19 protein-coding genes and 2 pseudogenes are annotated in these 22837 nt (G+C 27.7%); 5 read left to right on the top strand and 16 right to left on the bottom strand.

What is annotated here, in order from left to right; all coding sequences use genetic code 11:
- The 5 genes from B3603_RS15955 to B3603_RS15935 all read right to left on the bottom strand — a co-directional run.
- On the bottom strand, positions 1-2686 hold a 2686-nt coding region (locus B3603_RS15955), incomplete at its 3' end, for a collagenase (RefSeq protein WP_291566719.1).
- Positions 2687-3433: 747 nt separating this feature from the next.
- Positions 3434-4033, bottom strand: a complete 600-nt coding sequence (locus B3603_RS15950; protein ID WP_291566717.1) for a nitroreductase family protein — start codon at positions 4031-4033, stop codon at positions 3434-3436.
- A 51-nt stretch (positions 4034-4084) separates the two neighbouring features.
- Positions 4085-4786, bottom strand: a complete 702-nt coding sequence (locus tag B3603_RS15945) for a pirin family protein (protein ID WP_291566716.1) — start codon at positions 4784-4786, stop codon at positions 4085-4087.
- A 235-nt stretch (positions 4787-5021) separates the two neighbouring features.
- On the bottom strand, positions 5022-5330 hold the full coding sequence (locus B3603_RS15940; RefSeq protein ID WP_039632978.1) for a winged helix-turn-helix transcriptional regulator: 309 nt from the start codon (positions 5328-5330) through the stop codon (positions 5022-5024).
- A gap of 223 nt (positions 5331-5553) precedes the next feature.
- On the bottom strand, positions 5554-6222 hold the full coding sequence (locus B3603_RS15935; protein ID WP_291566713.1) for a DUF4272 domain-containing protein: 669 nt from the start codon (positions 6220-6222) through the stop codon (positions 5554-5556).
- 845 nt (positions 6223-7067) lie between these two features.
- On the opposite strand from B3603_RS15935, the gene B3603_RS15930 reads away from it, so the two are divergent.
- The 3 genes from B3603_RS15930 to B3603_RS15920 all read left to right on the top strand — a co-directional run bounded on the left by B3603_RS15930 (position 7068) and on the right by B3603_RS15920 (position 9795).
- Entirely contained in the window at positions 7068-7961 is an 894-nt protein-coding gene (locus B3603_RS15930; protein WP_291566711.1) for an ABC transporter permease, read from the top strand.
- Positions 7948-8703 (top strand): ABC transporter ATP-binding protein, encoded by a 756-nt coding sequence (locus tag B3603_RS15925; RefSeq protein WP_291566709.1) that lies wholly within the window; start codon positions 7948-7950, stop codon positions 8701-8703. The genes B3603_RS15930 and B3603_RS15925 overlap by 14 nt, the downstream gene beginning before the upstream one ends.
- An 84-nt stretch (positions 8704-8787) precedes the next feature.
- On the top strand, positions 8788-9795 hold the full coding sequence (locus tag B3603_RS15920; protein ID WP_291566707.1) for an ABC transporter substrate-binding protein: 1008 nt from the start codon (positions 8788-8790) through the stop codon (positions 9793-9795).
- 332 nt (positions 9796-10127) lie between these two features.
- On the opposite strand, the gene B3603_RS15915 is transcribed toward B3603_RS15920, so the two are convergent.
- Positions 10128-11450 carry an FAD-dependent oxidoreductase gene (locus B3603_RS15915; RefSeq protein WP_291566705.1) on the bottom strand — a complete coding sequence of 441 codons (1323 nt, stop codon included), beginning with the start codon at positions 11448-11450 and terminating at the stop codon, positions 10128-10130.
- A gap of 96 nt (positions 11451-11546) precedes the next feature.
- Between B3603_RS15915 and B3603_RS15910 the strand changes: the two are divergent.
- Positions 11547-11790: pseudogene (locus B3603_RS15910) on the top strand (alpha/beta hydrolase-fold protein); the annotation flags it as partial.
- Between the two features lie 165 nt (positions 11791-11955).
- Here the strand turns inward: B3603_RS15910 and B3603_RS15905 are convergent.
- The 5 genes from B3603_RS15905 to B3603_RS15885 all read right to left on the bottom strand — a co-directional run bounded on the left by B3603_RS15905 (position 11956) and on the right by B3603_RS15885 (position 17081).
- The gene (locus B3603_RS15905; protein ID WP_291566703.1) at positions 11956-12504 is read right to left on the bottom strand and encodes a hypothetical protein; all 549 of its coding nucleotides are present in this window, start codon (positions 12502-12504) and stop codon (positions 11956-11958) included.
- A gap of 798 nt (positions 12505-13302) precedes the next feature.
- A complete protein-coding gene (locus B3603_RS15900) occupies positions 13303-13872 on the bottom strand; it encodes a GNAT family N-acetyltransferase (RefSeq protein WP_291566702.1) in 570 nt (189 codons plus the stop codon).
- 342 nt (positions 13873-14214) lie between these two features.
- Positions 14215-14484: a CD3324 family protein gene (locus tag B3603_RS15895; RefSeq protein ID WP_291566700.1), complete on the bottom strand. Its 270-nt coding sequence runs from the start codon at positions 14482-14484 to the stop codon at positions 14215-14217.
- A gap of 775 nt (positions 14485-15259) precedes the next feature.
- Positions 15260-16387 (bottom strand): anti-sigma-I factor RsgI family protein, encoded by a 1128-nt coding sequence (locus B3603_RS15890; RefSeq protein ID WP_291566698.1) that lies wholly within the window; start codon positions 16385-16387, stop codon positions 15260-15262.
- Positions 16388-16748: 361 nt separating this feature from the next.
- Positions 16749-17081 (bottom strand): sigma factor, encoded by a 333-nt coding sequence (locus B3603_RS15885; RefSeq protein WP_291566696.1) that lies wholly within the window; start codon positions 17079-17081, stop codon positions 16749-16751.
- A gap of 314 nt (positions 17082-17395) precedes the next feature.
- On the opposite strand from B3603_RS15885, the gene B3603_RS15880 reads away from it, so the two are divergent.
- Positions 17396-18769 carry a DUF4317 domain-containing protein gene (locus tag B3603_RS15880; protein ID WP_291566694.1) on the top strand — a complete coding sequence of 458 codons (1374 nt, stop codon included), beginning with the start codon at positions 17396-17398 and terminating at the stop codon, positions 18767-18769.
- Positions 18770-18841: 72 nt separating this feature from the next.
- Here the strand turns inward: B3603_RS15880 and B3603_RS15875 are convergent, their stop codons facing one another.
- The 5 genes and pseudogenes from B3603_RS15875 to B3603_RS15855 form a co-directional block, all read right to left on the bottom strand.
- Positions 18842-19597, bottom strand: a complete 756-nt coding sequence (locus tag B3603_RS15875) for a DUF438 domain-containing protein (protein ID WP_291566692.1) — start codon at positions 19595-19597, stop codon at positions 18842-18844.
- On the bottom strand, positions 19598-20296 hold the full coding sequence (gene ric, locus B3603_RS15870; RefSeq protein WP_291566690.1) for an iron-sulfur cluster repair di-iron protein: 699 nt from the start codon (positions 20294-20296) through the stop codon (positions 19598-19600).
- A 59-nt stretch (positions 20297-20355) separates the two neighbouring features.
- A complete protein-coding gene (locus B3603_RS15865; RefSeq protein WP_291566688.1) occupies positions 20356-21588 on the bottom strand; it encodes an FprA family A-type flavoprotein in 1233 nt (410 codons plus the stop codon).
- 155 nt (positions 21589-21743) lie between these two features.
- Positions 21744-22055 (bottom strand): annotated as a pseudogene (locus B3603_RS15860) (Crp/Fnr family transcriptional regulator); the annotation flags it as partial.
- Positions 22056-22211: 156 nt separating this feature from the next.
- The gene (locus tag B3603_RS15855; protein ID WP_291566686.1) at positions 22212-22547 is read right to left on the bottom strand and encodes a hypothetical protein; all 336 of its coding nucleotides are present in this window, start codon (positions 22545-22547) and stop codon (positions 22212-22214) included.
- Positions 22548-22837: the final 290 nt, after the last annotated feature.

Here is a 22837-nt window from a genome sequence, read left to right as displayed (position 1 = left end):
CAAAGGTATCATTTGGTTCATGAGAAATTAAAATATCTTTTGGAGAATCATCAATTACATTAACTGAAGTGCTCTCAGAATTATAAGCTCCTTTGTCATCAGTTACAGTAAGTTTAACATTATAGTTACCATCCCTTGTATATAAATGAGTAGGATTAGGATCATTACTAGTAGTTCCATCACCAAAATCCCATAGATATGAAACTATTTTACCATCTGGGTCAGTAGATCCATCACTACTGAAACTTATAGGATTATTTATAGTTCCTGTATAAGGTCCATTTATCTTAGCTATAGGAGGACTATTAAAGTCTGCGGTATTAGAAAGCATTCCTTGAAATACCACTTCAAATTCAGCATTATTTGATGAATCCACTTTGTAGTTAACAAAATAACAACTAAGAGTTCTATATCCACTCCAAGGATAACTATTTAATGTGTTTAAAAAATTATTTGCAGTACTGTTCATTAACTTCCAATCATGTAATTTACCTTTTGAAGTTCCTAAAGTATACGTTCCACGAAGAGTAAATGTATTAAAGAATGGAGATTTCTGCTTTTCAGTAGAAACGTTTTTTAATTTTGCAACAGATGTAATATCTGAAAAAATCTCTGATTCATTTTTAGCTGGATGTTTAGCTAAGTAATCATCAGAAACTAGTGGAACAGTTAATGTGTCCAAATTATCTACTAAATGCTGCATATGATTTTGATACTCAGTGTTAAGAGTATTATTACTCATTGTATTAATGTAACTATCATATTGTTTTACATTATCTGATTTTATAGAATCTGCCAATTTATTGTATAAATCTAAATTGTTATTATACAAGTAATTATGGAGTGCAAATCCATAATGATAAAAACTCCAACCACTGCTATAGCCTGAATGAACCAATTGGTCTATGGTGTATCTTTCTGAAGGATTATTAGATATTCCACCTACAATAGAGTGTCTTGGTAATATATCTTGAGTACGAGTAGATCCTGCAAAAAATTCAGCACCACCTTCTTCATACCAAGAAAGTTTATCATTTTTATAAATTTCAGTTTGTCCCCACATACCAGGTACAAGGTATCTTCCCTGAAGGTAATGAGTAAACTCATGACGGAATAATTCTTCAAGTGAATATATGCTTTGTTCTGGAGTTCTCTCATAGGTAAAGAATGTACCATCACTTTCAATATATATACCTCCATTATCAGTGCTATAGCCGTATAAAGTTGAATTCATTTTGTATTCATCTGGAGTGTTATAAACAACAACTGTTAACACATCATCTGCACTAGGTCCTTTGTCTATAGGAGTATCATCTCCAAAAATTCTATAGAACTGAGCGTTTACTTCTTTTGTAGCCCAGTAAAGTCGTTGAATTTTATCAGTGGATATTTTATCTCCTGCTTTAAATACAAATTTTCCATCATCAAATATATATGTTTTAGGTAAATAATGTTGTTTTCCTTCTTCGTTTAATTTGTTTATATCAATTATATTTCCATAATAGTCTTTACCATTAAAATTCCTATATATCTGATCAGCAGCTTTAAAATAAGATGAGCTTAAATAAGGATAAATTTTTAAAGCATCTGTGAGTACTTTATTACAATCATTTGGATTGCTTGCATATTTTGATAATTGTCCAGTATAATAAATACCACTATCTATTACCCATTCATTCTCACTATTAACATTTCCTTTTATAGCAATTTTGTTTAACTCCTCAATAAAAGAATCAATATTTCTATAATATGGAGTTTTTTCAATAGGTGTGTCATCCCAAATGTATTTGTCCATTGTATACGTAATACCCTTAAGCATATTGAATAAAGCAGAGCCCTTTGAGTATTGCTGTGTATAATCATCAAAATTTTCGTTGTACTGCTTCAAAATTGGAATAGCATAATTAATTACTTCTAAATCGGATGACGTAGCATTAATTAGTAGACCTGTAGAAGAAATTATATCATCTTGTTCTTTTGTACCCAATTTAAAGTTTGGATTTTTTTCAATTGCCAATATAGCAGGTATACATTTATCACGATTAGCTTTAGTATTAAGTGATTCAAGTTCTTTGTTGTAAAAACCTAAATAGTTTCCTGCTCTAAATACCTCAATAAGAGTAGGGAGGCCCTTTGTATCAGAGGATGTAAATTGACTTCCTCTTTCTTCAATAGCATCAAGAAGTGCTTGCGTACGATTTGTATTGCTGTAAAACTCCTGTGCATCAGTATTATATTGGAAAAGATCTGTAATATCACTCCATTGAATAGTAACAAGAAGATTAACAAGGCTAGTATAATCCATGCGGTTTAAATCAGACATAGAATATTTTTGCGTACTTGATTTTTCTGCTCCAAATGCTCTTATATTTGATTTCTCTATTGCTTGTCCACTAATTTCCCCTGGTATATCAGAAGAGCTATTTGACAAAATGGAACTTTCATCTTTAACCCTTTTTATATTATCAAGACAATTATCATGAAGAACCTCTTCATGATTAAGCTTTTGTTCCATAGTAGGATTAGGGATATCTTCAAAGTTTTGATTAGGTAATGCATAAATTAGTCCATGGGAATTTGTCACAATTAATGTAGTTATGACCAACGTACTCAATACTTTGGATAAAGTGGGTTTTTTAAAGTTTCTTTCAGTTGAATTAGATTTAAAATGTAACTTCTTTATCATACTTTTACTCCTTATGTTTATTAATTTTTTACTAAAATACAACAGGTTATTTTTAATGATTTGATACATAAATTAAATAACCATAAAGTTGTTCTAAGGATTACGGAATCCTTTTCTTCTCTGAGACGTACCCGTGACTTAAAACTCATGGTAGAGTAGAGATAAAAATTATGAAAATAAGATAAGTGCAATAAATATAATTCTACTTTTTATCTAATATAATCACCTTCCTCTACAACTTTTTTAATACATTTTTTCAAATTATATTATTTAATAATATAATTATACATAAATTCCAAAAATTTTTAAAATACTAAATAATCCTAATTTTAGAAAATAGTTTTAATTTCCTTTAATTTAAACAAATAAATGAAAAAATCCTACTATTTACATAATTTTAATAAATATAACATTTTAAACCTAATAAAAATTTATGAAGCCTTGTCCTATCATCATCAACATCCGCTAGTGCAAGATTATATTTCAAAATAATCATTTCATTATATAATTTTCTATAGATATTTTAAGACAGATTTTTTTACATATTATTACTATTTTAGAGCAATATATCCATAATGTAACTTTTTTAATTTTCATCAAAAATTAAAAGAGCTATAAATAGACTAATGATTAAAAATCCATTTCCATCAAGTAGCAGCTACTTAACAACTATATAAAAAAAGTTCCTTTAGAAAAAAGGAACTTTTTTTTATAATCTATCTATTTTATAATTTATCAAAACAAAATCTATTTAAATATATTAATACGTTCTTCTAATGGTTGGAACTCTTTTTCACCTGGTTCTTTTGTTGGCTTACCAAATGGCATTTGTGCAATTAGTTCCCAGCTTTCTGGTATATTCCATTCTTTCTTTACGTCATTTTCAATAAGTTCAGTATAATGTTGAAGTGATGCTCCAAATCCTTCAATTTCTAATGCAGTCCAAATAGCAAATTGGTGCATTCCACTTGATTGTTGAGACCAAATTGGGAAATTATCTTTATAAGCAGCAAATTGTTGTTGAAGAGATTCTACTACACCATTATCTTCAAAGAATAAAACTGTACCATATCCACTTTTAAATGAATTTATTTTTTCTTCAGTAGTGCCAAATTTATCTGCTGGTACAATCTTTCTCAATGCTTCCTTTGTAATATCCCATAATTTATCATGATGTTCTCCTAATACTAGAACTACCCTTGCACTTTGAGAATTAAATGCTGATGGTGTGTGTTTCACCGCATGTTCTATAACCTCTTTTATTCTATCATCAGAAACTATAGCTTCCTTACTAATTCCATAAAATGTGCGTCTATCTTCAATAGCAGTTAAAAATTCTTTTGACATCTAAACATACCTCCAAATATATAATTTTTTTATTTATAAATAAATTTGGTATTAGTCTTGTTTTTTCATTTCTAAAACTATAATATGAGAAGTTTCTTTTGCTCTAACTAGAATATCTTCCTCAACTATTTCCATTCCATCTCTTTCATTTAATTCAACTTCGTTAACTAATAAAATTCCTTCTATTTGAACTAAATATGCCTGTCTTCCTTCTTTCACTGGAAAACTAATCTCTTTTCCTTTTTCAAGTTCTAAGGAATAAACATTAATATCTTGATTTATTTTTATTGGGGCATCACCGTCTTTGCCTGAAGCCATATGAAGCCATTTATTTTGCCTGTCATCCCAATTAAATCTGTAATCTCCATAGTTAGGTTTGTATCCTTTTTGATCAGGGAAAATCCATATTTGTAAAAGTCTTAATGTATCTTTTCCAAAATTATGCTCACTATGATAAACTCCTGTTCCTGCACTCATGTATTGAACATGACCACGAGTTATAGTGTTTTTATTACCCATGCTATCTCTATGAGTAAGTTCACCATTGACAACATATGATATTATTTCCATATCTCTATGAGGATGAGTGTCAAACCCTGTATTAGATTGGACTAAATCATCATTTATAACTCTTAAAACTCCAAAATTTATATTATCGGGATTATAATACTCAGCAAATGAAAAGTGAAATTTACTCTTTAACCATCCAAGATTACTACTCCCCATATTTTTACTTTCTATTTTTCTTAACATCTCATATCACTCCTCTTTTATATTGTTCTTAACTCTACACTTCAATATTCATGTACGTTCAATAAAAATATTTTATCTCCTTACATATAATTATTTAGATTAAATAATTTACCTAGTTACATTTAGTAACTAACTTTAATTTTATTATTGCACTCCAATTACAATTAGTCAAGATATTTTTTTAAAATAAAAAGAATCTCTTATTAATTTTAAGAGATTCTTTTATTTATTTTAATTAATTCCATTTTTCTGCCCATTTTTGAATTTCATCCATAGCATTTTTAAGGTCATGTCCCTTTTCTGTAAGTTCATATTCTATACGTACAGGTGTTTCTGGATAAACTTTTCTAATAACAATTCCTTCGCTTTCTAATTCTTTAAATCTTTCTGTAAGCATACGAGCACTCATATTAGGAATTGCATCTGCTATATCAGAAAAGCGCTTTTGTCCTCCTAGTAATGTTCTTATAATTAATCCATTCCATCTTTTCCCTAATAATCCAAAAGCATTTTCAAACTTTGGACACATATGGTATTTTTCCATATCCAATCACCACCTGCATACATTTTACCATACATACTTAATAAAAGTAAGTAGGTTATTATATTCATGTACATAATGATATATTATTATACTATTTATTTTAATATATAGTATTATTGTGATTTAATTATTGTTGAATTTACTATTTATGTACTAAGAACACATAAGCCAATATATTTTTTACAACATCAATTTTAGATTTAAAATAAATTTATATGCTTTATTAAGTGTCCGTTGAAACACTGTCCCAATTGTCATTATATGTACCTTTTCCAATAAGCCAATTTAATCCCCAATGACGTTCAAATACTACACCTGGATCTAACCCTGCTGGTGGATTTTCTCCATGTATCCTAGCATTTACACAAGCCCAGTTATAACGATAAATTAAATCTGCTTCATCTAATATTTCTTCTATGCTTCTCAGTTTAACTGTTTTCATAAAATCATTAAAGTCTTCATAATCTGCCACTGCACGAATTGCAAAGTTACAGTCGCATATTTGTGAAGGATATTCTAGCTTATCTACAATACCTAATGACCAAATAAGTGTCCAATATGCTTCGTACTTCCATGCCATATTAATTACCTCTTGTCTATCTGGACTTCCAAAAATAATTTTCTTCTCATTATCAGTTAATTCTTCTTTTACTTTATACTTTTCTAAAAAGCCTTCAAAAAACTCTCTAGATTCTTCAATATTCTCTCCACTATTAATATCACATGCTACTTGAATAGAGATTAAACAAGCAATAGCACGTTTAGCTATTCCTTCTGCACTTCGCATCTCTATTTCATTTGCATCTTCAATAGCTGGAAGTCCTTCCATATATGGAACCTTATTAGCTTTTAATATTTCTATAGATTTTTCTTTTCTTTCTAATGGACTCATACTCTTTCCCCCTTATCTTTTAAAGTTACTTCTTCAATTTATAACCTCAACATCCTATATTGAATTATTTTATATTTTTTGCTAATACTTGTCTATAAAAATATAGATACTGCCATAGATAAATTTCCAATTATTACACTAAACATACAAGATACTATAGCATATGAATTGCTAAAATCAAATTATAGGATTTTTACTTACGCGGGTCTTATCAATGACAAAATCTTTGATTTATACTATGTTTACTCAATTGATCTATATTATAACTTTATTGATTTTATAATCTTTTTAAAACTTTCACTCCTACATATATATTCTCATATACCTCCTTATAAACTTTAGTCAATCTGTAAAAAAGCTTAATTAGTTTTATATTTTTTTATTGACTTACTATCTTAAATAGAATATACTCTTACTAAATTAAATGAAAAAACAAATATTAAATCTTATTTTTGTTTTTCTACGAGAAATATTATTAATTATGAAATAAAACTGGAGGGTAATTATGAATACTTTAATAAATAAACAAGCACGATTTAGTTTTTATAGCCAATTTATATAGGGTTTGTATCAAGTTATAAATTTTATTAAATTTTAACATGGATACAAGCCCCTTAAGACTTACTGATAATTAGGGATTGTATCTGTGTTGGCTATATTGTTTATAATGTTATTCATTATTACTACATTTATAAAGTCACGCAGATTATACTGTGTGGCTTTTCTATATTCAAAAATAAGCCACCTAGATTATGCTATGTGGCTCTTTTATATTCAAAAATAGACCGCATGGATTATACCATGTGGTTTTTTTATACAAAATAAATTTTAAAAGGAGTGCTTTTATGACAGGAATTATATCTGTAGTAATACAAAGTTTAATTTTATCAATTATGGTATTAGGTATTTATATCAACTATAAAATTTTAGATTTCCCAGACTTATCTGTTGATGGAAGTTTCTCATTAGGCGGAGCTATTATTGCTTTCTCTTTAACTAACAATATCTCTCCAATAATTGGAACCTTATTAGCTATGGTATGTGGTTTAATTTCTGGTCTTGTTACTGGTATTTTACATATTAAACTTAAAATTTCTAACTTACTTTCAGGAATCTTAGTTATGGGTATGCTTTACTCTATTAATCTAGGCATAATGGGAAAGTCAAACGTTCCATTATTTGACCTCAATCACCTATTTAATATGGACATTTCCCCACTGATATTAGTTGCAGCAATTGTATTGTTTTGCAAATTTACTTTAGATTTATTCTTAACTACTGGCCTTGGATATGCATTAAGAGCTGTTGGTGATAATCCTCAAATGGTTAAATCATTGGGAATTGATATTGGTATTATAAAAATATTAGGATTAATGCTATCTAATGCTCTTGTTGCTTTATCTGGTAGCTTGTTTGCTCAATTTCAAGGATTCTCTGATATTAATTTAGGGATTGGTACTTTAATACTTGGAATAGCATCAATTATAATTGGCACCTCCATATTTAAGAGACTTACATTTATTAAGCCAACAACATCTATATTATTAGGGACTTTAATTTACCAATTTACAATTTATTTTGCAATAGATTTAGGCATAGTATCTCCTAATAACTTAAAGTTAATGACTTCTATAGTAATAATTTTATTCTTAAGTGTTGGTAACTTAAATGTTTTTTCTAATAACAATAGTAATTATAAAAATTTAAAGAGAAGAGGTGCTTTAAATGTTACAGATTAAGAATATTTCAAAAGCATTTCCTAATCCATACGGAGATCCTAATATAATTTTCAAAGATCTTTCACTAAATATAAATAAGGGTGAATTTGTTAGTATCATCGGAAGTAATGGCACAGGTAAATCTACTTTACTTAATATAATTTCAGGTTTTATAAAAGAAAGCCAAGGAGATATTTTATTAGAGGGTAATAATTTAACAAAGCTAGCTGAACATAAGAAAACTCAGCTAATAAGCATGGCTTTCCAAGATCCAAGTTTAGGTACTTGTCCTTCTATGACAGTTAAAGAAAATTTATCCTTAGCTTTAAACAAAGGAAGCTTACTAAATCTAAAAAAATGTCTTCGTCATAAAACTGAAGTTATGGAAGACTTATTAGAAGGTATATCACTTGATTTAAAAAAATATTTAGATATTCAAGTAAAATATCTATCAGGTGGTCAAAGACAAGCACTTTCCCTAATTATGTCCACTATCACAAATCCAAAGGTTTTATTACTAGATGAACACACTGCTGCTTTAGATCCTAAAACTTCAGATGAAATTATAGATTTAACTAATAAAATTGTTAGAGAAAAAAATATAACCACACTAATGGTAACTCATAATCTAAAGCATGCTATTAGCTATGGTGATAGACTTATAATGCTTCATAAAGGGGAAGTCATTTTAGATATAAGTGATGAGGAAAAATCAAATATAACTATAGAAGAAATACTAGATAAATTTGAATATGCTGTTTAAAATGTAAGGTTTAATTTATAGTCTAATTAATTAATATATAGATTTAACTACATATATAAAAATAAAATTTAGGAGGATTATATTATGACAATAAAAAATAAGTTAATGAATTTAATTTTAGTAGGGACAATTGGAGTTTCTTTACTTACAGGCTGTTCTAAGGATAATAATGATAAATTATCTGATTCAAATAAGGATATCAAAACAATAGGTATTACTCAGCTAGTAGAACATCCATCTTTAGATAAAGCAAGAGATGGATTCATAAAGGCACTAGAAGATAGTGGGTATAAAGATGGAGAAAATATAAAAATTGATTATCAAAATGCCCAAAATGATATGCCTACAACTCAAATGATTGCAAATAAGTTTGTATCTGATAAAAAGGATTTAATATATGCTATATCAACGCCATCAGCTCAAGCAGCTTACAATGCAACTAAAGATATACCAATTCTAATAACTGCTGTTACTGATCCAGTTGCTGCTGGTCTAGTAAAATCTACAGATAAACCTGAAGGAAATGTATCAGGTACATCAGATTACATATCTATAGATAAAAATCTAGAATTAATTAAAATGTTTATCCCAGGTGCTAAAACTATAGGTGTTCTATATAATACTAGTGAAGTAAATTCAAAGATACAAGTTGATACTCTAAAAGAGTATGCATCTAAAAATAATTATAAAGTTGTAGAAAAAGGTGTTTCCTCTTCAATGGAAATCAGTCAAGCTATGTCTAGTTTAGTAGGTAAAATAGATGTTTTATATGTTCCAACAGATAACTTAATTGTTTCATCCATACCAATAGTTTCTAAAATTGCTACTAATAATAAAGTGCCAGTAATATCTTCCGAAGATGGTTCTGTCAAATCTGGTGCACTTGCTTGTCAAGGTATAGACTATGAAAAATTAGGTTACAAAACTGGAGAACTTGCTGTTAAAGTTTTAAATGGCGAAGAAATATCCAATATTCCTGTAACTATGTTAGATGAAACTCAAATAATAGTTAATGAAGATACTTTAAAATCTCTTTCTTTGGAAAAAATTGATGATAAAAACATAACATATATTAAAACTGAAAAAAATTAATTATTTACACATTCATTTATATAAACAATATTTAGCTACATTATATCTTAGGCTCAAAGTGAATACAAAAGTATTTTTGGTAATTGGTGTATAAAATAAGATGTATATTCTTCCAAAATAGTAATTATTAAAAAGTTAAGATTGGACCACTGAGAATCCTCCAGTGGTCTTTTCTTATATTCGAATGTTGATATGCTTTCTCATCCATATTATATTCCCACCATTCATTTGCATCGCCACTACTTAGATTAGCTTATTTCCCTGGTAATTTGGTTCATTTTTTGCTGCTACTCATAAGCTTAGTTTAAATATTATTTCAGTATATCCACTACCTATAAATTTAGTCCTTGAGGATAATAAAATAAGTTATATGGATCATATTTTTCTTTCACAGTTTTTAGCCAGGATACATTATTGCCAAAATAACTATATAAATAATCAGGTATATTAATATCACAATAGTTAAGATACCCAAAGCCTGCATATGGAAGTAAGGAATTTCTTAAACCATTTACCCACCTAATTGTATCATTAGCATACATACTATATTTAAGAATCCATTCAGCCTCAATTTGTATTAATACTTTAGCATGCCTATGAGGAAAAGCGCTAGGCAACCCTTCATTTTCTGCAATCTTTCCTCCCAATAAGAGGAATTCAATGTCTATAGGTGGCTGTATAGGTGGCGAATTATCTAAATAGTCAAACATTATTTGGCAAGGTTCTTTTCCTAATGAATTATATGCAAGTAATCCTGTATTCTTAAATCCTTTTGGTGTAGGCACAAAACCTGGACGCCCCTGTACAGATTCCTTAAAACTAATATGCTTTGTTGTATAATTTATTTTATTAGGAACTTTTAATAAATCACTTAAAGCTTGTTCCATTTCTTTTTCTGTGCTTCTTACCCCTACTCCATATAGTTCAATAGCATCTTTAGTCATAGAAACCTTAATGGTATACCTATTATCTAAATATTCCCCTACCTTTTGAAATGCTTGAATTACTTCATATCTACTCTTTCTAGGCCACCTGGCAGTCATTACTGTTACTTTATCAACTGGATATACTTTAAAAGTAAGTGACACTACTACTCCAAAATTATTGCTACCTGCTCCCCTTAATGCAGCAAATAAATCTTGATTTTGATATGAATTAGCAGTTATTATCCTACCAAAAGCATCTACTATTTGTGCTTCTACTAAACTATCGCATACTAGCCCATATTCCCTTTGTAGAAAGCTAACTCCTCCTCCTAATGTAATTCCTGTAACTCCAATAGATTGACATCCTCCTCCAACAAATGCAAATCCATATTGAGTTACCTTAGGATGAAGTTGTTCTTGCCTATATCCTGCCCCTATTCTTATATAACCTTTGCTCGTATCTATTTCAAAATCAAGCAAATTAGAAACATCTATCACAACAGCATCATTTGCCACAGAAAATGCTTCATAGTTATGACCACCACTTCTACAGCGTATATTTAATCCTTGCTTTCTTGACCAATTTACTGCATTAACTACATCTGTTATATTATTAGGATATACAATTACCTTTGGGTAGTAACTAAAATATAAATTTGCAGTTCTACGAACAATATTATAACTTTTATCTTCTTTAGTTATAACAATTCCTGTTAACCCCTCTATCATATTAATTTCCTCCAACCTTATTAACCATATAATGTTATAATATATGGTAATAACTTTGGAACCGTTCTTAACATATTTACTCTCCACTACATTATTGATTCTGGACATAATAATAGAATCATAACTTTAGGAATGTATGAAAATTACTTTATAAAAGAGATAATACCTTTAACAGATAAAACTTTTAATACTATAAAAGATAGAAAAGGAAGATATATAGAAGGGGCATCTGTTGGTGGTTATGTAGCTCTTCACAATATATTTCGACATCAGCATATGTTGAGGACATATGCCTACTTTAGAACTGAAACTTGAAGATGAAGACAAGCCATATGGGAAAAGACATTCTAAAATTCATTCTAGAATATCTCTTAACCACACAGCTTAATTATTTACATTTTCTATAATTTTTGTGTTTTAGGCAGTTTATTTGCCATTCAAAATTTTAAATAAAATATTTTTTAATATTTTATTTAACTTTGATTAGCTTGTCTTATTTTTATACTTAGTGGCTTAAATATCTAAACTCTATACTAGTTAAAAGTAATGCACCAGCATAGTCATTATTAACTGCAATACGAGCAACGCTCAACAATGCAAAATCTTCAGCTTTAATAATATCATCTAAGTCAAATTCTAAAACATAATGATTATATTGAAAATTTCCTGGTGAGTTTTGAATTGGAATATTGCCACTATTATTAACCATTATATTAGCCGCATTTACTACACCATTAGCTCTAGCGAATAATGATGAAAGTCTAATTGCAAACATATTTCCAGTTGGTGTATTTGAATTATCAGTTAATAAATGAACAAAAACTTTAGCTTTTTCACATCTATTACGAGCATCTTTTGGCACACTAAAAGTTAATGAATATTCATCTGTATCACCTTGAGGTAAAAGCCATCCTAATATTCTAATACTAGAATTAGCATTTCCAAGTGGTACAGTATCAGGTATACTCTCAGTACCGTCATTCATGGTTCCTGCATTGAATATTAATGACTTAAATTCTTGTGATTCTTCATTTAAACAACAGTAATTTGTCATATTGAGTTACCTCCTTATTCTTTTAAATTTGCTTCATTTATAATATATTATACATTTAACATTTATGTTACTAAGCCATTAGATTTTTAATATTTTTTCTAGATAGCACAGTGTAAATAAACTCCAATCTTTACTATTAATAATCGTAAGCGTAAAAGAATCTTAGAGTATAAAATTTTTAGAGCTGTTAACATTACCTTTATGAATCTTGAAGGTAACAATACTAAATACAAAAGGTAGACCAAAAATGTACTCTGACCAGCAAATAGTTGCATGTATGCTATATGGTGTTTCTCCAACTAAGTTTGTATGTTAAAAGTTTAAATTTTCCTATGTTTCATTAGTAGAGCTGTAGCCTGATTGCATCCAATGTATATTTTTATAATTAAAATAAAAAAATACGCAATCTTAAAAATTGTGAATTTTTTCTATGGTAGAATCAAAGCATAGCCTTAAAATATACTAAAAATTATTTTTTCTTTTTATTTCACGTATTAATTAAATTCAGCATATGAAAGACAAGTGCTTGTTAGAAAATGCCTTAATAAATATAAATCATTTATGAATGCTTCTACACTTTCGTTCCACAATACATTGTTCTTAATAGTAATTCCACTCTCCATTATTAATAATTCATAAATTCTAATTCCATAATACTATGAATAAAAATATACATCTTATCATATACCTAACAACCTGCTTATAGTGTTATTAAATGGAAGCTTGAGCTTCCCTTAGTTCTTATAACAATATTGCTTCGCATCACGCTCATAATACTTATAGTATATGAATTTAAAACTAACTTTCTTTATAAATTTTATGATATTCTCGCTCTAAAATGCTAAAATAAAATTGATCTACCCACTTACCTCCACATTTATATTCTTCTCTAAATACACCCTGTTTTGACATTCCTGCCTTTTGCATTACAGATGCTGACTTGAGATTATCGCAATGGCACATACCTATAACTTTATGGGCATTTAATTCATTAAATGCAAAGGATATTAAAAGATTTGCACTTTCTAAACAATATCCATTACCTTGAAACTCTGGTAAGAGAACATATCCAATTTCCCAACTTTTACGTGTAGAACTACATTGCCATATATAAGCTGCTCCCATCTGTGCACTATCTGAACTTCGTTTAATAATAAAGTCGAAAACATCACTTTCTTCAATTCTTTTAGTAAACCTTTCTCGAATACGTTCCTTATTAGTTTCAACATATTCTTCATAACACCATAATTCTGAATTACTTTCTTCATCACATATAAACTCCATATGTTCCTTTGTTACAGGAACAAGTTCAATAGCTTTACCTTTTAGTATATGATGAATTTGTTTCTTTATATATTCACTCCCCATCTTTCTCCCCACTTTCATATTATACAAACAATTTTTTGTTCACAATTTATTACATAGAAATCAATATCAATACTAATCTTAAGCATAATTCGCTATCATGTCAGTAGCAAAATATCGTCATGTAAAATTGAAGTTAGTTAGGTATTAATAAGTAAAGATTCAGCATTTTGTTGATTCTCATAAAAATTTTTAAGTTCATCTTTCTAAATTGTTCTCTTATAAATATTGAAGCTACAATATATGATTAAAGTATAAAGGAAAATATAAAGTAATAATATGTAAAGTTTAATTATAGATGTAAATACACAAAAGCAGCCAGTTTATCAACCGACTGCTTTTCTTCTATTTCTTTCTATAAATTATACTCTTGATTGTATCATAGGACAAATGATATTCAGCCATAAGCTCATCTATTGTTGAACCATTCTTCTTCTTTTTCTTGATTTCATTGTTTCTTTCAATAATTTTATTTCTACTGTTCGTAGAAGTGCCCCATGATTTTTTATCATTATCCTTTTTAGGTATATAAATTATACTACCACCGACATATTGTTGTATTTGAAGAATTAATGTTTCTGGTAAAACATCTTTTGCATTTATATACTGCACCATAATCCTGCTCCTTTTTATTATAATTCACAAGATTGCAGATTTGTCATATAAATGAAACAGCGATTATCTTTTACCCTCTATGCAACTAACCGCTGAATTATATGACTAATCCTGCATAGAGCAAAAATCTGTTTTTATTCTTCATAACTACACCCCCTAGCTAACAAAACACTCTATTTTATACATCAAAAAAATAACAGTATCTATCTTGCCTATATTTTATTATATTGATCCACAGTAAACAATTCCCTTATTTTCTATGGTTTTCTCTCAAAAGTTATTAGTAAAAAGCTCATCTGTAAATAATTTCATTAATTTTATATAGCTTATTCACTACTCAAAAAAGCAACTGCCTGTAAGTAGAGCTTCAGTGTGTTCTTTATAGACTATAACTTCTTTCTTTTCATCATAAACCTTCTTTCTTTTTAAAAATTCTTGTTAATACCATTAATTAATTACTGTATTGATTTATAATTAAAGATTTTCCCTATTAAAAAATTATTTGAATTATACACTCTTGGACAATCCATGTTTAGACACAGAAACTGCTAAGATAATGCATATTAATAGTCGGATCCGGTTGATTATAAAACTTGTTCGAGTTTAACTAAACTATAGTCTGTTATTAATAATTATATATAATAACAACTACCATTACTAATGGAATTTTAAAAAGCTGACTACTGTTTAATACAGGAATCAGCTTTTATCTACTTAACTGGCTTTTTTAATATCCTTGATATAAGAATCACTTTGAATATAGATTCTCCTTATATTAATTGTTCTTCTTTGAAAGGTTATTATTTTCTGATTTATTGTTATTCTCTTTACTATTTTCTATTTTATTAGATTTATCTTTATTCGAGTTACTAGATTTATCATTATTTGTTTCTTTAATGCTCTCTTTTATTTTTTCGCTACTATTTGCATCTTTAGTATTTTCCTTTATTTTTTCACTATTATTTCTTCCTTTAATATCCTCTTTTATTTTTTCACTGTTATTTGTTTCTTTAATACTTTCTTTTACTTTTTTATCATTATTTGTTTTTTCTTTATTAGTATTTGAATTATTGTTTTTATTTATAGAGTTCTCATTATTCTTTTTGTTCTCTTGATAAGTACTTCCTTTACCATTAGAGTTTGTAGTTTCTTTTACATCATCATTAGTTTTTGTTTTACCGTTTTCTTTCTTATTTTCCTCTTTTTCTTTAACCCTTTGATCCTTTATCTTTTTCATAATACCCTTAACTGAAGAGTTTGCATATTCATCTAAAGTTGCTTCTGGCATTACTTGTTGAAGCTTCTGAATTAAATTTGCTTTTCCAGGTGATATTCCTAATCTTTCAGCCTCTTCAAATCTTTCTTTATTAACATTTTCTTTTATTATCTCAGTATTTTTTATTTCTTCTTCCTCTAAGCCTTCTTCTGCGCCTATCTCTGCTTCGTCTAATAGTTCATCACTTGTTGAAGTAAGCATAACTGCATTTTCATCATCAACTATATAACCATTGTCCACTGCAGATTCTACTAATAATTTTATAGCTTCATTAACATTTTTATTCTTTATTTTTAATTCTTTACTTATACTCTCTCCGTCAGAATTTAATGCTTCTATCTTTATTGCTTTGCTATACCTATTAGTTGTTAGTTTTATACTAGGATTTATATCAAGTGTTAAATAATCTTTTGGAGCTGCATAAGAATATCCAAAGCTACCTATTCCAAGCAATAAAATAAGTGACATTGCAAATACTATACCTTTTTTCATAATTAATCCCTCATTTCTTTCATATTCATCACCAATTTTTAGATTCATTTTATTTTTAACCTTTTTAAATCTACCTTTATTATCAATAACAATCATATGTTTATCATTTATTTCTACCACTAAGGCTCTTTTCATATCAAACCTCCAAATTTATATATTCTCTTATATATTGGTAATCACCTAAAAGTATTATCAGTACTGATATTATATACTTTCGTGATCTTTCTATTGTTTTTCGGGGTATATTAGTATTTTTTTGAATTTTTGCTATTGGAATCTTATTATTTAAACATATTTCCTCAATGATCTCTCTATTTTTTATTATGTAATTAATTATTTCATTATATTGTTTTCTAGTAGACTTCCATTTAGGAGAAACTTTTATTAAATCCTTAAAAGTTATATTATATTGGGATAATTCACCAATTAAGCTTTCTATTTCAAGTTTTCTTAAATATGAAATGTCCTGTTTTTCATAATTTTCTATAGATTGGTTTTAAAAAAACTTGTCCTTATTTTCTTTATCTTCTTCTATAGATTTCTCATTTAATAATGTTTTATTTTTTCTATAATAATCTATCAATCTAAATTTTATAACTCGCTGAGCATGTGAAAAGAAACTTCCTTTGCTTATGTCATAGCTTTTTATAGATTCATAAAAAGCCATAAGAGCTATACTATATTCATCATCATTATTTATATCAATATATCTCTTTAGGGATTTATTACAATAAGCTATAATAAATTGTTTATATTCATTAATGAAAAGACTTACCCGCTCTTTATCATTCTTAATTATCATAACTTGTTCATTAATATTTTCTAACATAACTCACCTCCTTATAAAATAATACGTATACCTAAATAGCATTTCTAGGGTACTTAAAAAAATATATTTTTTATTTTACTTTCCTATTCATCATGATATTTTACATCTACTCCTATTTATATATACTAATGTATCTCTATCAGACTTTATTATATTTTTTCTCTTTATAACCACTTATTAAAAGAGATATAATGGTTATTATTTGCTTTAAATTTATCTAATGAAATCTTTAATTAATATAAAAAAAATACTATACTTAATAATATGTTAATTAATGACTACAGATAGAAAAGATTAGATTGAGGGGTTTATATATGAACAAAAAAGATATACTTGAGTTAAAAAAACGTTTAAAGAAAGATTATTGTACCTTCACTAAAATGTGTGGTTGCTATGTTAATAGTGAAAAAAATATTATTTTAAATTTTAGAGAAACCTTTTTAAATTTAGAAGATGATGAATACTTTAAGTACTTAGAAATTGCTAAAAAGGTCTTATCTGGAACTATTGGTAATAATATTCTGGAACTTAACTTTCCACTTAATGAAAATCTTGAAAATGAAAAACAACTTTCTCTTATTAAGCTTAAAAAAAGCCAATTAAAGGATGATGCTATGCTTCAAGATTTTTATGAATCCATTATAGATAGTTATGATTATACTGGTAATTTTTTAATACTAGTTTTTCATGATGCTTATGATGTTATTACTAAAACTACTGATAATTCCAAAATAGATGAATCTGAAGAAGTATATGAGTATATTTTATGTGCAATATGTCCTGTTTCACTTTCAGATCCTGGGCTTAGATACTTTGAAGAAGAAAAGAAAATAACGGCACGTATTAGAGATTGGGTAGTGAATGCTCCAACCATTGGTTTTGTGTTCCCTGCTTTTATTGATCGTAGTTCAGATGTTAACTCTGTTATGTACTACACTAAAAATCCAAAAGACCCACATCCTGAATTAATGGAAGAAGCTTTAGGTTGTTCTTCAAAGCAAACTGCCAACATACAAAAAGAAACCTTCCATACAATTATTAAAGATTATATTGATACTGATGAGAAAAAAGCTGAGAAAACTTTTATGGAAATACAAGAGAATCTAAATACTATGATAGATGAACATAATTCAATATATGATGATACAGATGATGAACCTATAACTTTAACACAAAAGGAGATACAAAATCTTTTAATAGAAAGTGGAGTTTCTGAAGAAGCTACTACTAAAATTGAAAAATCTTATATAGAAAACTTTGGTGAAGACCTACCTTTAGCAGAGAATTTGCTTGACTCAAAGGTACTTAAAGCAAATGCTCAGAGAAAAAAGGAAGAACAACTTAAAAAACAAGTAGAAGCACTTCAACTTAAGCTTGAAGAAGCTGAACAAGAGGCTGCTGTAAATAGTGAAAGTCATCCAGTTACAGAAATCAATGATGATAATCCAGTTTCAGAAAAAACTCAGCCAATTACAGAAATTGATGATGATAACCTTATTCCGAAAGAAATTCACAATGGAAATTCAGAGGATGCTAATACCGCTTCTCACTATGACATTATACTTCAAGTAAAACCTGAAAAAATACCTGAAATAAAATCTCAAATAATTGATGGTCAAAAATGCATAGTTATTCCAGTCAATGACAATGAACAAACTACTGTTAATGGCTTAGACCATATAATTTAACTTAAAAAAGAGTGTCTTTTTCCTTAAAGATACTCTTTTTTATTTCTATAAACATCCATAATTTATTAACTTTTAATTTTCAAATGTAAAGCTGCAATATCCTATTTCATCACATCTTTTTTTCATATCATCCCATACATCCTTTTCCTTTATAGCTTCTAAAGATGATGGATACAAAATATAATTTTCCTTAAAAATATGATCCCTTAAGTTAAAAATTATATATTTTGAAACTTCATCTGATTTGCTCTTGAATTCATCAAATTCCATTTTATCTGCATTTTCAGAAAGTCTTTTTAATTCTTTTTTTCTAGCCCTTAAGTCATCATGTTCCATTCTCATTATTCTTGTAGGTCCTGTTATTTCCCTTTTTTCCATCTCTACAAATAAAACTTTTTCTTCTCTTTGATGATGATTCTCTGCATCTAATATATTTTCTGCTAATTTATGAAGACTATAAATTTTTTCTTTAGCTTTATCATAACTTGTAGTTTTTTGAATATCTGAATTCACTTTTTCTAAATCTTCTAAGAACTTCAAAATCTTATCATGTTCATCTATTAAAGTATAAACTACATGGCCTTTGTTTATCTTTGTCTTTATTTTACTTAATTCATCCTTTAAAACTTCCATGTGTACATCACACAAATGTCTTAAATCTTGTGGTTCCATTCCTTCTTCTATAAGTTGTTGTTCTGCTATAGATAAATCTATAGGGTCAATATCTTTTACTAAATCTAGAGCCTCTTTTCTTGTTTCATCCTTAATTCCAAATTTATTTAAATTTTTTAAAACTTCCTTTAATTCCTGAATTTTTTTATTGTCCATTTAAATCATCTCAAATAATACACTGTTTTCTTTATATATATGAATAAATAAATCTTTTTCTAAACTATGAATTTTATCATAAGCCAATCTATAGCTTGTACATGCACCTTCTGGAGCTTTAAAATCTTTTGTTATTTTTTCTAATTCTTTTAATATATCTCCAGCTTTATCGTGTTCATTTTCTGTTTCTTCTATAAATTTATCTATTTCTTTTCTTAGATTTTGTTCTTTAGTCAATTCATATTCTTCTATTAATGGAAATAAATTTTCTTCTTCTTTTATCAAATGCTCTTCTAGTTCTATTTTCAAAAATCCAAATAATCTATGAACTTTTAACAATTCTTCTCCATGATGACTAAAATGAACTTTTAATATTTTTGATAGCAGGGCATCTATTTCTTTAAGCTCTCTTTTTGTATATTCATGGTGAGTATCTAATATATTTTTCATAAGATTTACTGGTTTTTCTTTTCTCCAATCTATATATTCTTCGTTAGATTCTATAAACTTTTCATATTCTTCATTAAGTTTTTGTATAAATTCATCTGAACCAATTCCTTTTTCCTTTAAAGCTTTTCCTAAAGTATCATGTCCACCACAACAATAATCTATTTTAACATCATTAAATATTCTGCTTGCTCCTGGGAATATAGAAACAACTTCACCAAGCTTTTGCTTTGCATTAATAGTATTTTTCATAATAGCTCCTCCTAACTTAAAACAACTAATTTATTTCTCATAATTATTTAGCATAATCCTTATAGTGGATTTAATAATAAATCTGCTATAAACATAGTTGCTTTCTTTATTTCTTCTTTGTCCATTTCTTCTGGAGAAAATTTAATTCTTATTGGAAATTTCACATCTGTCATTCCTGTTGATTTTATAATGTATGAAGTGCTTAAAGTCTTCATATTTGTTTCATTTAAATAATCTTGGAGAACTTCAATACCTTCTCCACTCCATCCATAAGATCCAAAGGCTGCTGATATCTTATTTTCTAAATCCATATCCTTTAAATTTCTTAAAACATCTTCTAATTTTCCAATCATATCTGCATATTTTGTGGACGTTCCAACAAATACTGCATCTGCTTCTTTCACATTTTTTAAAATGTCTTCATCTGATGCTTTATTAACATCAATTAGCTCTGCATTTATATTGTCCTTTTCAAAATATCCTTTGATTAATTCTGAAATTTTTTTAGTATTGTTTGTCATTGTAGAATATAAAATTAAAACTTTTTTATCTGCATTTGTATTTCGGCTCATTTCATCATAAAGTTTTATGAATTTTTCAGCACCCTCTCTTAATATAAACCCGTGAGATGGTGCTATAATTTCTATATCTAAATTTCTTATTTTCTTTATCATATTTTGCACATATCTTCTATGAGGATGCATTATTAAACTGTAGTAGATTTTAAAATCTTCTAATATGTCCTCTTTAGCTTTATCATTGAAATATTCATAGTTTGCTACATGAGTACTAAATATATCGCATGGGAATAATATTCTATCTTCTTTAGCAAAAGTTATCATAGTTTCTTCTGTATGAAGATAAGGTGTTTCTATAAATTCAAGGGTTTTTCCACCTATATCAAGGGTATCCCCATCTTTAACTACTAGAAAGGTTCTGTTATAAAGCTTATACATAGTTTTTAATTGGTCAACTGCTTTTTTGCTACAAACAATAATTGCATTTTTAGCATTGTAGGCCAAAGTTCCTAAAGCTCCTGAGTGATCTGGTTCTGTATGATTTATTACTATATACTGAATTTTTTCTAAGTCTATTAAAGTTTTTAGACTTTCAACGTATTCTCTTCCAAAACTTATATCTACAGTATCAATAATTGTAGGTTTTTCTGTAAGTAAAAGATAACTGTTATAGGTTGTTCCCTTCATTAAAGTTAATCTATGAAATGGTACATCTCTATCATCAATTTTTCCTACTAAATAAATTTTTTCTTTAATTTTTATATTTTTCATCATATCCATTACCCCCAATTTTTTATTAATATTTATTTTGTTTGCTTTATTTTCTTGTTTGTTATGGCTTTATTATATAAACTATTGGAATTTAAAAATATGATTCAAATCAAATTTTTAAAATAAAAAAAGTGCAAAGCACTTTTCTTTAAGATAATCTATTCTATAAATTCTTTTAAGGCATCTTCATTTTTGATTATAATTACCTTATTACCAACAAGTTTTATAATATCTAAATCTTCGAATTTAGATAATTTTCTACTTATAGTTTCTCTTGTTACCCCTACATAGTTTGCCATTTCTTCTCTATTTATAAGCAGTTTTATTTCTATATCTTGTTCTTTACTCACTCCATATTTTTCACCAAAATTTAATATCATATGGGCTATTCTAGCATCTACATCATTGGTAGCTAAATTTTGAGCTAAAGTTTCCGTTTCTGCAAGTCTCTTAGTAACTTCTTTTAGGATAAAATTTAAACAAAAATACAACTGCCTACAGACAGTATTGACGTTGTCTTTAGGCAGTTAATTTATTTATTAATAGATATATTTTTACAACCTCAAATAAAAAAGATGCTACAGAATTGAAAACATAATTATGTTACTGACGCTATAAATTTGAATTTATATTTCATAATGAATTATATATTTTCCGTTTTCTTTTGCTTCTTTAGCTAAAACAATCAAAGAGGCATATTGCTCTTTTTTATGACATGACAAAACACTAATAAGTGCTTCCATTGATTTAGGTGGTATAAGTGTAATACCATAATAGGCAAGACCTTTTTCTGCTCTTTGAGTGGTATGCCAATAACAATCTAAACTTTCCAAATCAGTTATAATTGATTCAATGAAATCATCATCAATCTCAATACAATTGTATTTTTGTGGTTCATAGGTGTCGAATCGTTCTTTAGTTGATGGTTCCTTTTGCATAATTCCAAACTCATGCTTTGCCACTACTGTTACACCTCCAAATAAATTTACTATTTATTCAGTTGTTTTACATCTTTCATAAATCCTATAATTTTACTAAAGCACAATAATTGATCATAATTAGTACTTATAATAATTATAGCATGTATATCAGTATTTGTTGTGAACTACTACCACTTACTTCATTGAAATGGTAGCTTCGTGGTCAATACTCCCAACGGAGCAAGTTTACCCACGCTCAAAAGGTCGAACCAACCTCATTGTAATACCAAAATTACATTACTAATTTCAATAGATTTTTACTAGCATTTATA

The sequence above is a fragment of the Clostridium sp. UBA2485 genome, from assembly GCF_002341865.1.
Taxonomy (GTDB): domain Bacteria; phylum Bacillota; class Clostridia; order Clostridiales; family Clostridiaceae; genus Clostridium_J.
The sequence above is the reverse complement of the archived record's forward strand: the minus strand, read 5'-3'. Positions and strand labels throughout refer to the sequence as shown.

What these genes read in the sequence shown, in the direction of transcription:
- B3603_RS15930 (WP_291566711.1), top strand. Translation starts at nt 7,068, where the DNA reads ATGACAGGAATTATATCTGTAGTAATACAAAGTTTAATTTTATCAATT.
- ric (WP_291566690.1), bottom strand. Translation starts at nt 20,296, where the DNA reads ATGAAAAATACTATTAATGCAAAGCAAAAGCTTGGTGAAGTTGTTTCT.
- B3603_RS15875 (WP_291566692.1), bottom strand. Translation starts at nt 19,597, where the DNA reads ATGGACAATAAAAAAATTCAGGAATTAAAGGAAGTTTTAAAAAATTTA.
- B3603_RS15940 (WP_039632978.1), bottom strand. Translation starts at nt 5,330, where the DNA reads ATGGAAAAATACCATATGTGTCCAAAGTTTGAAAATGCTTTTGGATTA.
- B3603_RS15950 (WP_291566717.1), bottom strand. Translation starts at nt 4,033, where the DNA reads ATGTCAAAAGAATTTTTAACTGCTATTGAAGATAGACGCACATTTTAT.
- B3603_RS15905 (WP_291566703.1), bottom strand. Translation starts at nt 12,504, where the DNA reads ATGACAAATTACTGTTGTTTAAATGAAGAATCACAAGAATTTAAGTCA.
- B3603_RS15880 (WP_291566694.1), top strand. Translation starts at nt 17,396, where the DNA reads ATGAACAAAAAAGATATACTTGAGTTAAAAAAACGTTTAAAGAAAGAT.
- B3603_RS15915 (WP_291566705.1), bottom strand. Translation starts at nt 11,450, where the DNA reads ATGATAGAGGGGTTAACAGGAATTGTTATAACTAAAGAAGATAAAAGT.
- B3603_RS15900 (WP_291566702.1), bottom strand. Translation starts at nt 13,872, where the DNA reads ATGGGGAGTGAATATATAAAGAAACAAATTCATCATATACTAAAAGGT.
- B3603_RS15865 (WP_291566688.1), bottom strand. Translation starts at nt 21,588, where the DNA reads ATGATGAAAAATATAAAAATTAAAGAAAAAATTTATTTAGTAGGAAAA.
- B3603_RS15945 (WP_291566716.1), bottom strand. Translation starts at nt 4,786, where the DNA reads ATGTTAAGAAAAATAGAAAGTAAAAATATGGGGAGTAGTAATCTTGGA.
- B3603_RS15890 (WP_291566698.1), bottom strand. Translation starts at nt 16,387, where the DNA reads ATGAAAAGAGCCTTAGTGGTAGAAATAAATGATAAACATATGATTGTT.
- B3603_RS15925 (WP_291566709.1), top strand. Translation starts at nt 7,948, where the DNA reads ATGTTACAGATTAAGAATATTTCAAAAGCATTTCCTAATCCATACGGA.
- B3603_RS15885 (WP_291566696.1), bottom strand. Translation starts at nt 17,081, where the DNA reads ATGTTAGAAAATATTAATGAACAAGTTATGATAATTAAGAATGATAAA.
- B3603_RS15935 (WP_291566713.1), bottom strand. Translation starts at nt 6,222, where the DNA reads ATGAGTCCATTAGAAAGAAAAGAAAAATCTATAGAAATATTAAAAGCT.
- B3603_RS15895 (WP_291566700.1), bottom strand. Translation starts at nt 14,484, where the DNA reads ATGGTGCAGTATATAAATGCAAAAGATGTTTTACCAGAAACATTAATT.
- B3603_RS15920 (WP_291566707.1), top strand. Translation starts at nt 8,788, where the DNA reads ATGACAATAAAAAATAAGTTAATGAATTTAATTTTAGTAGGGACAATT.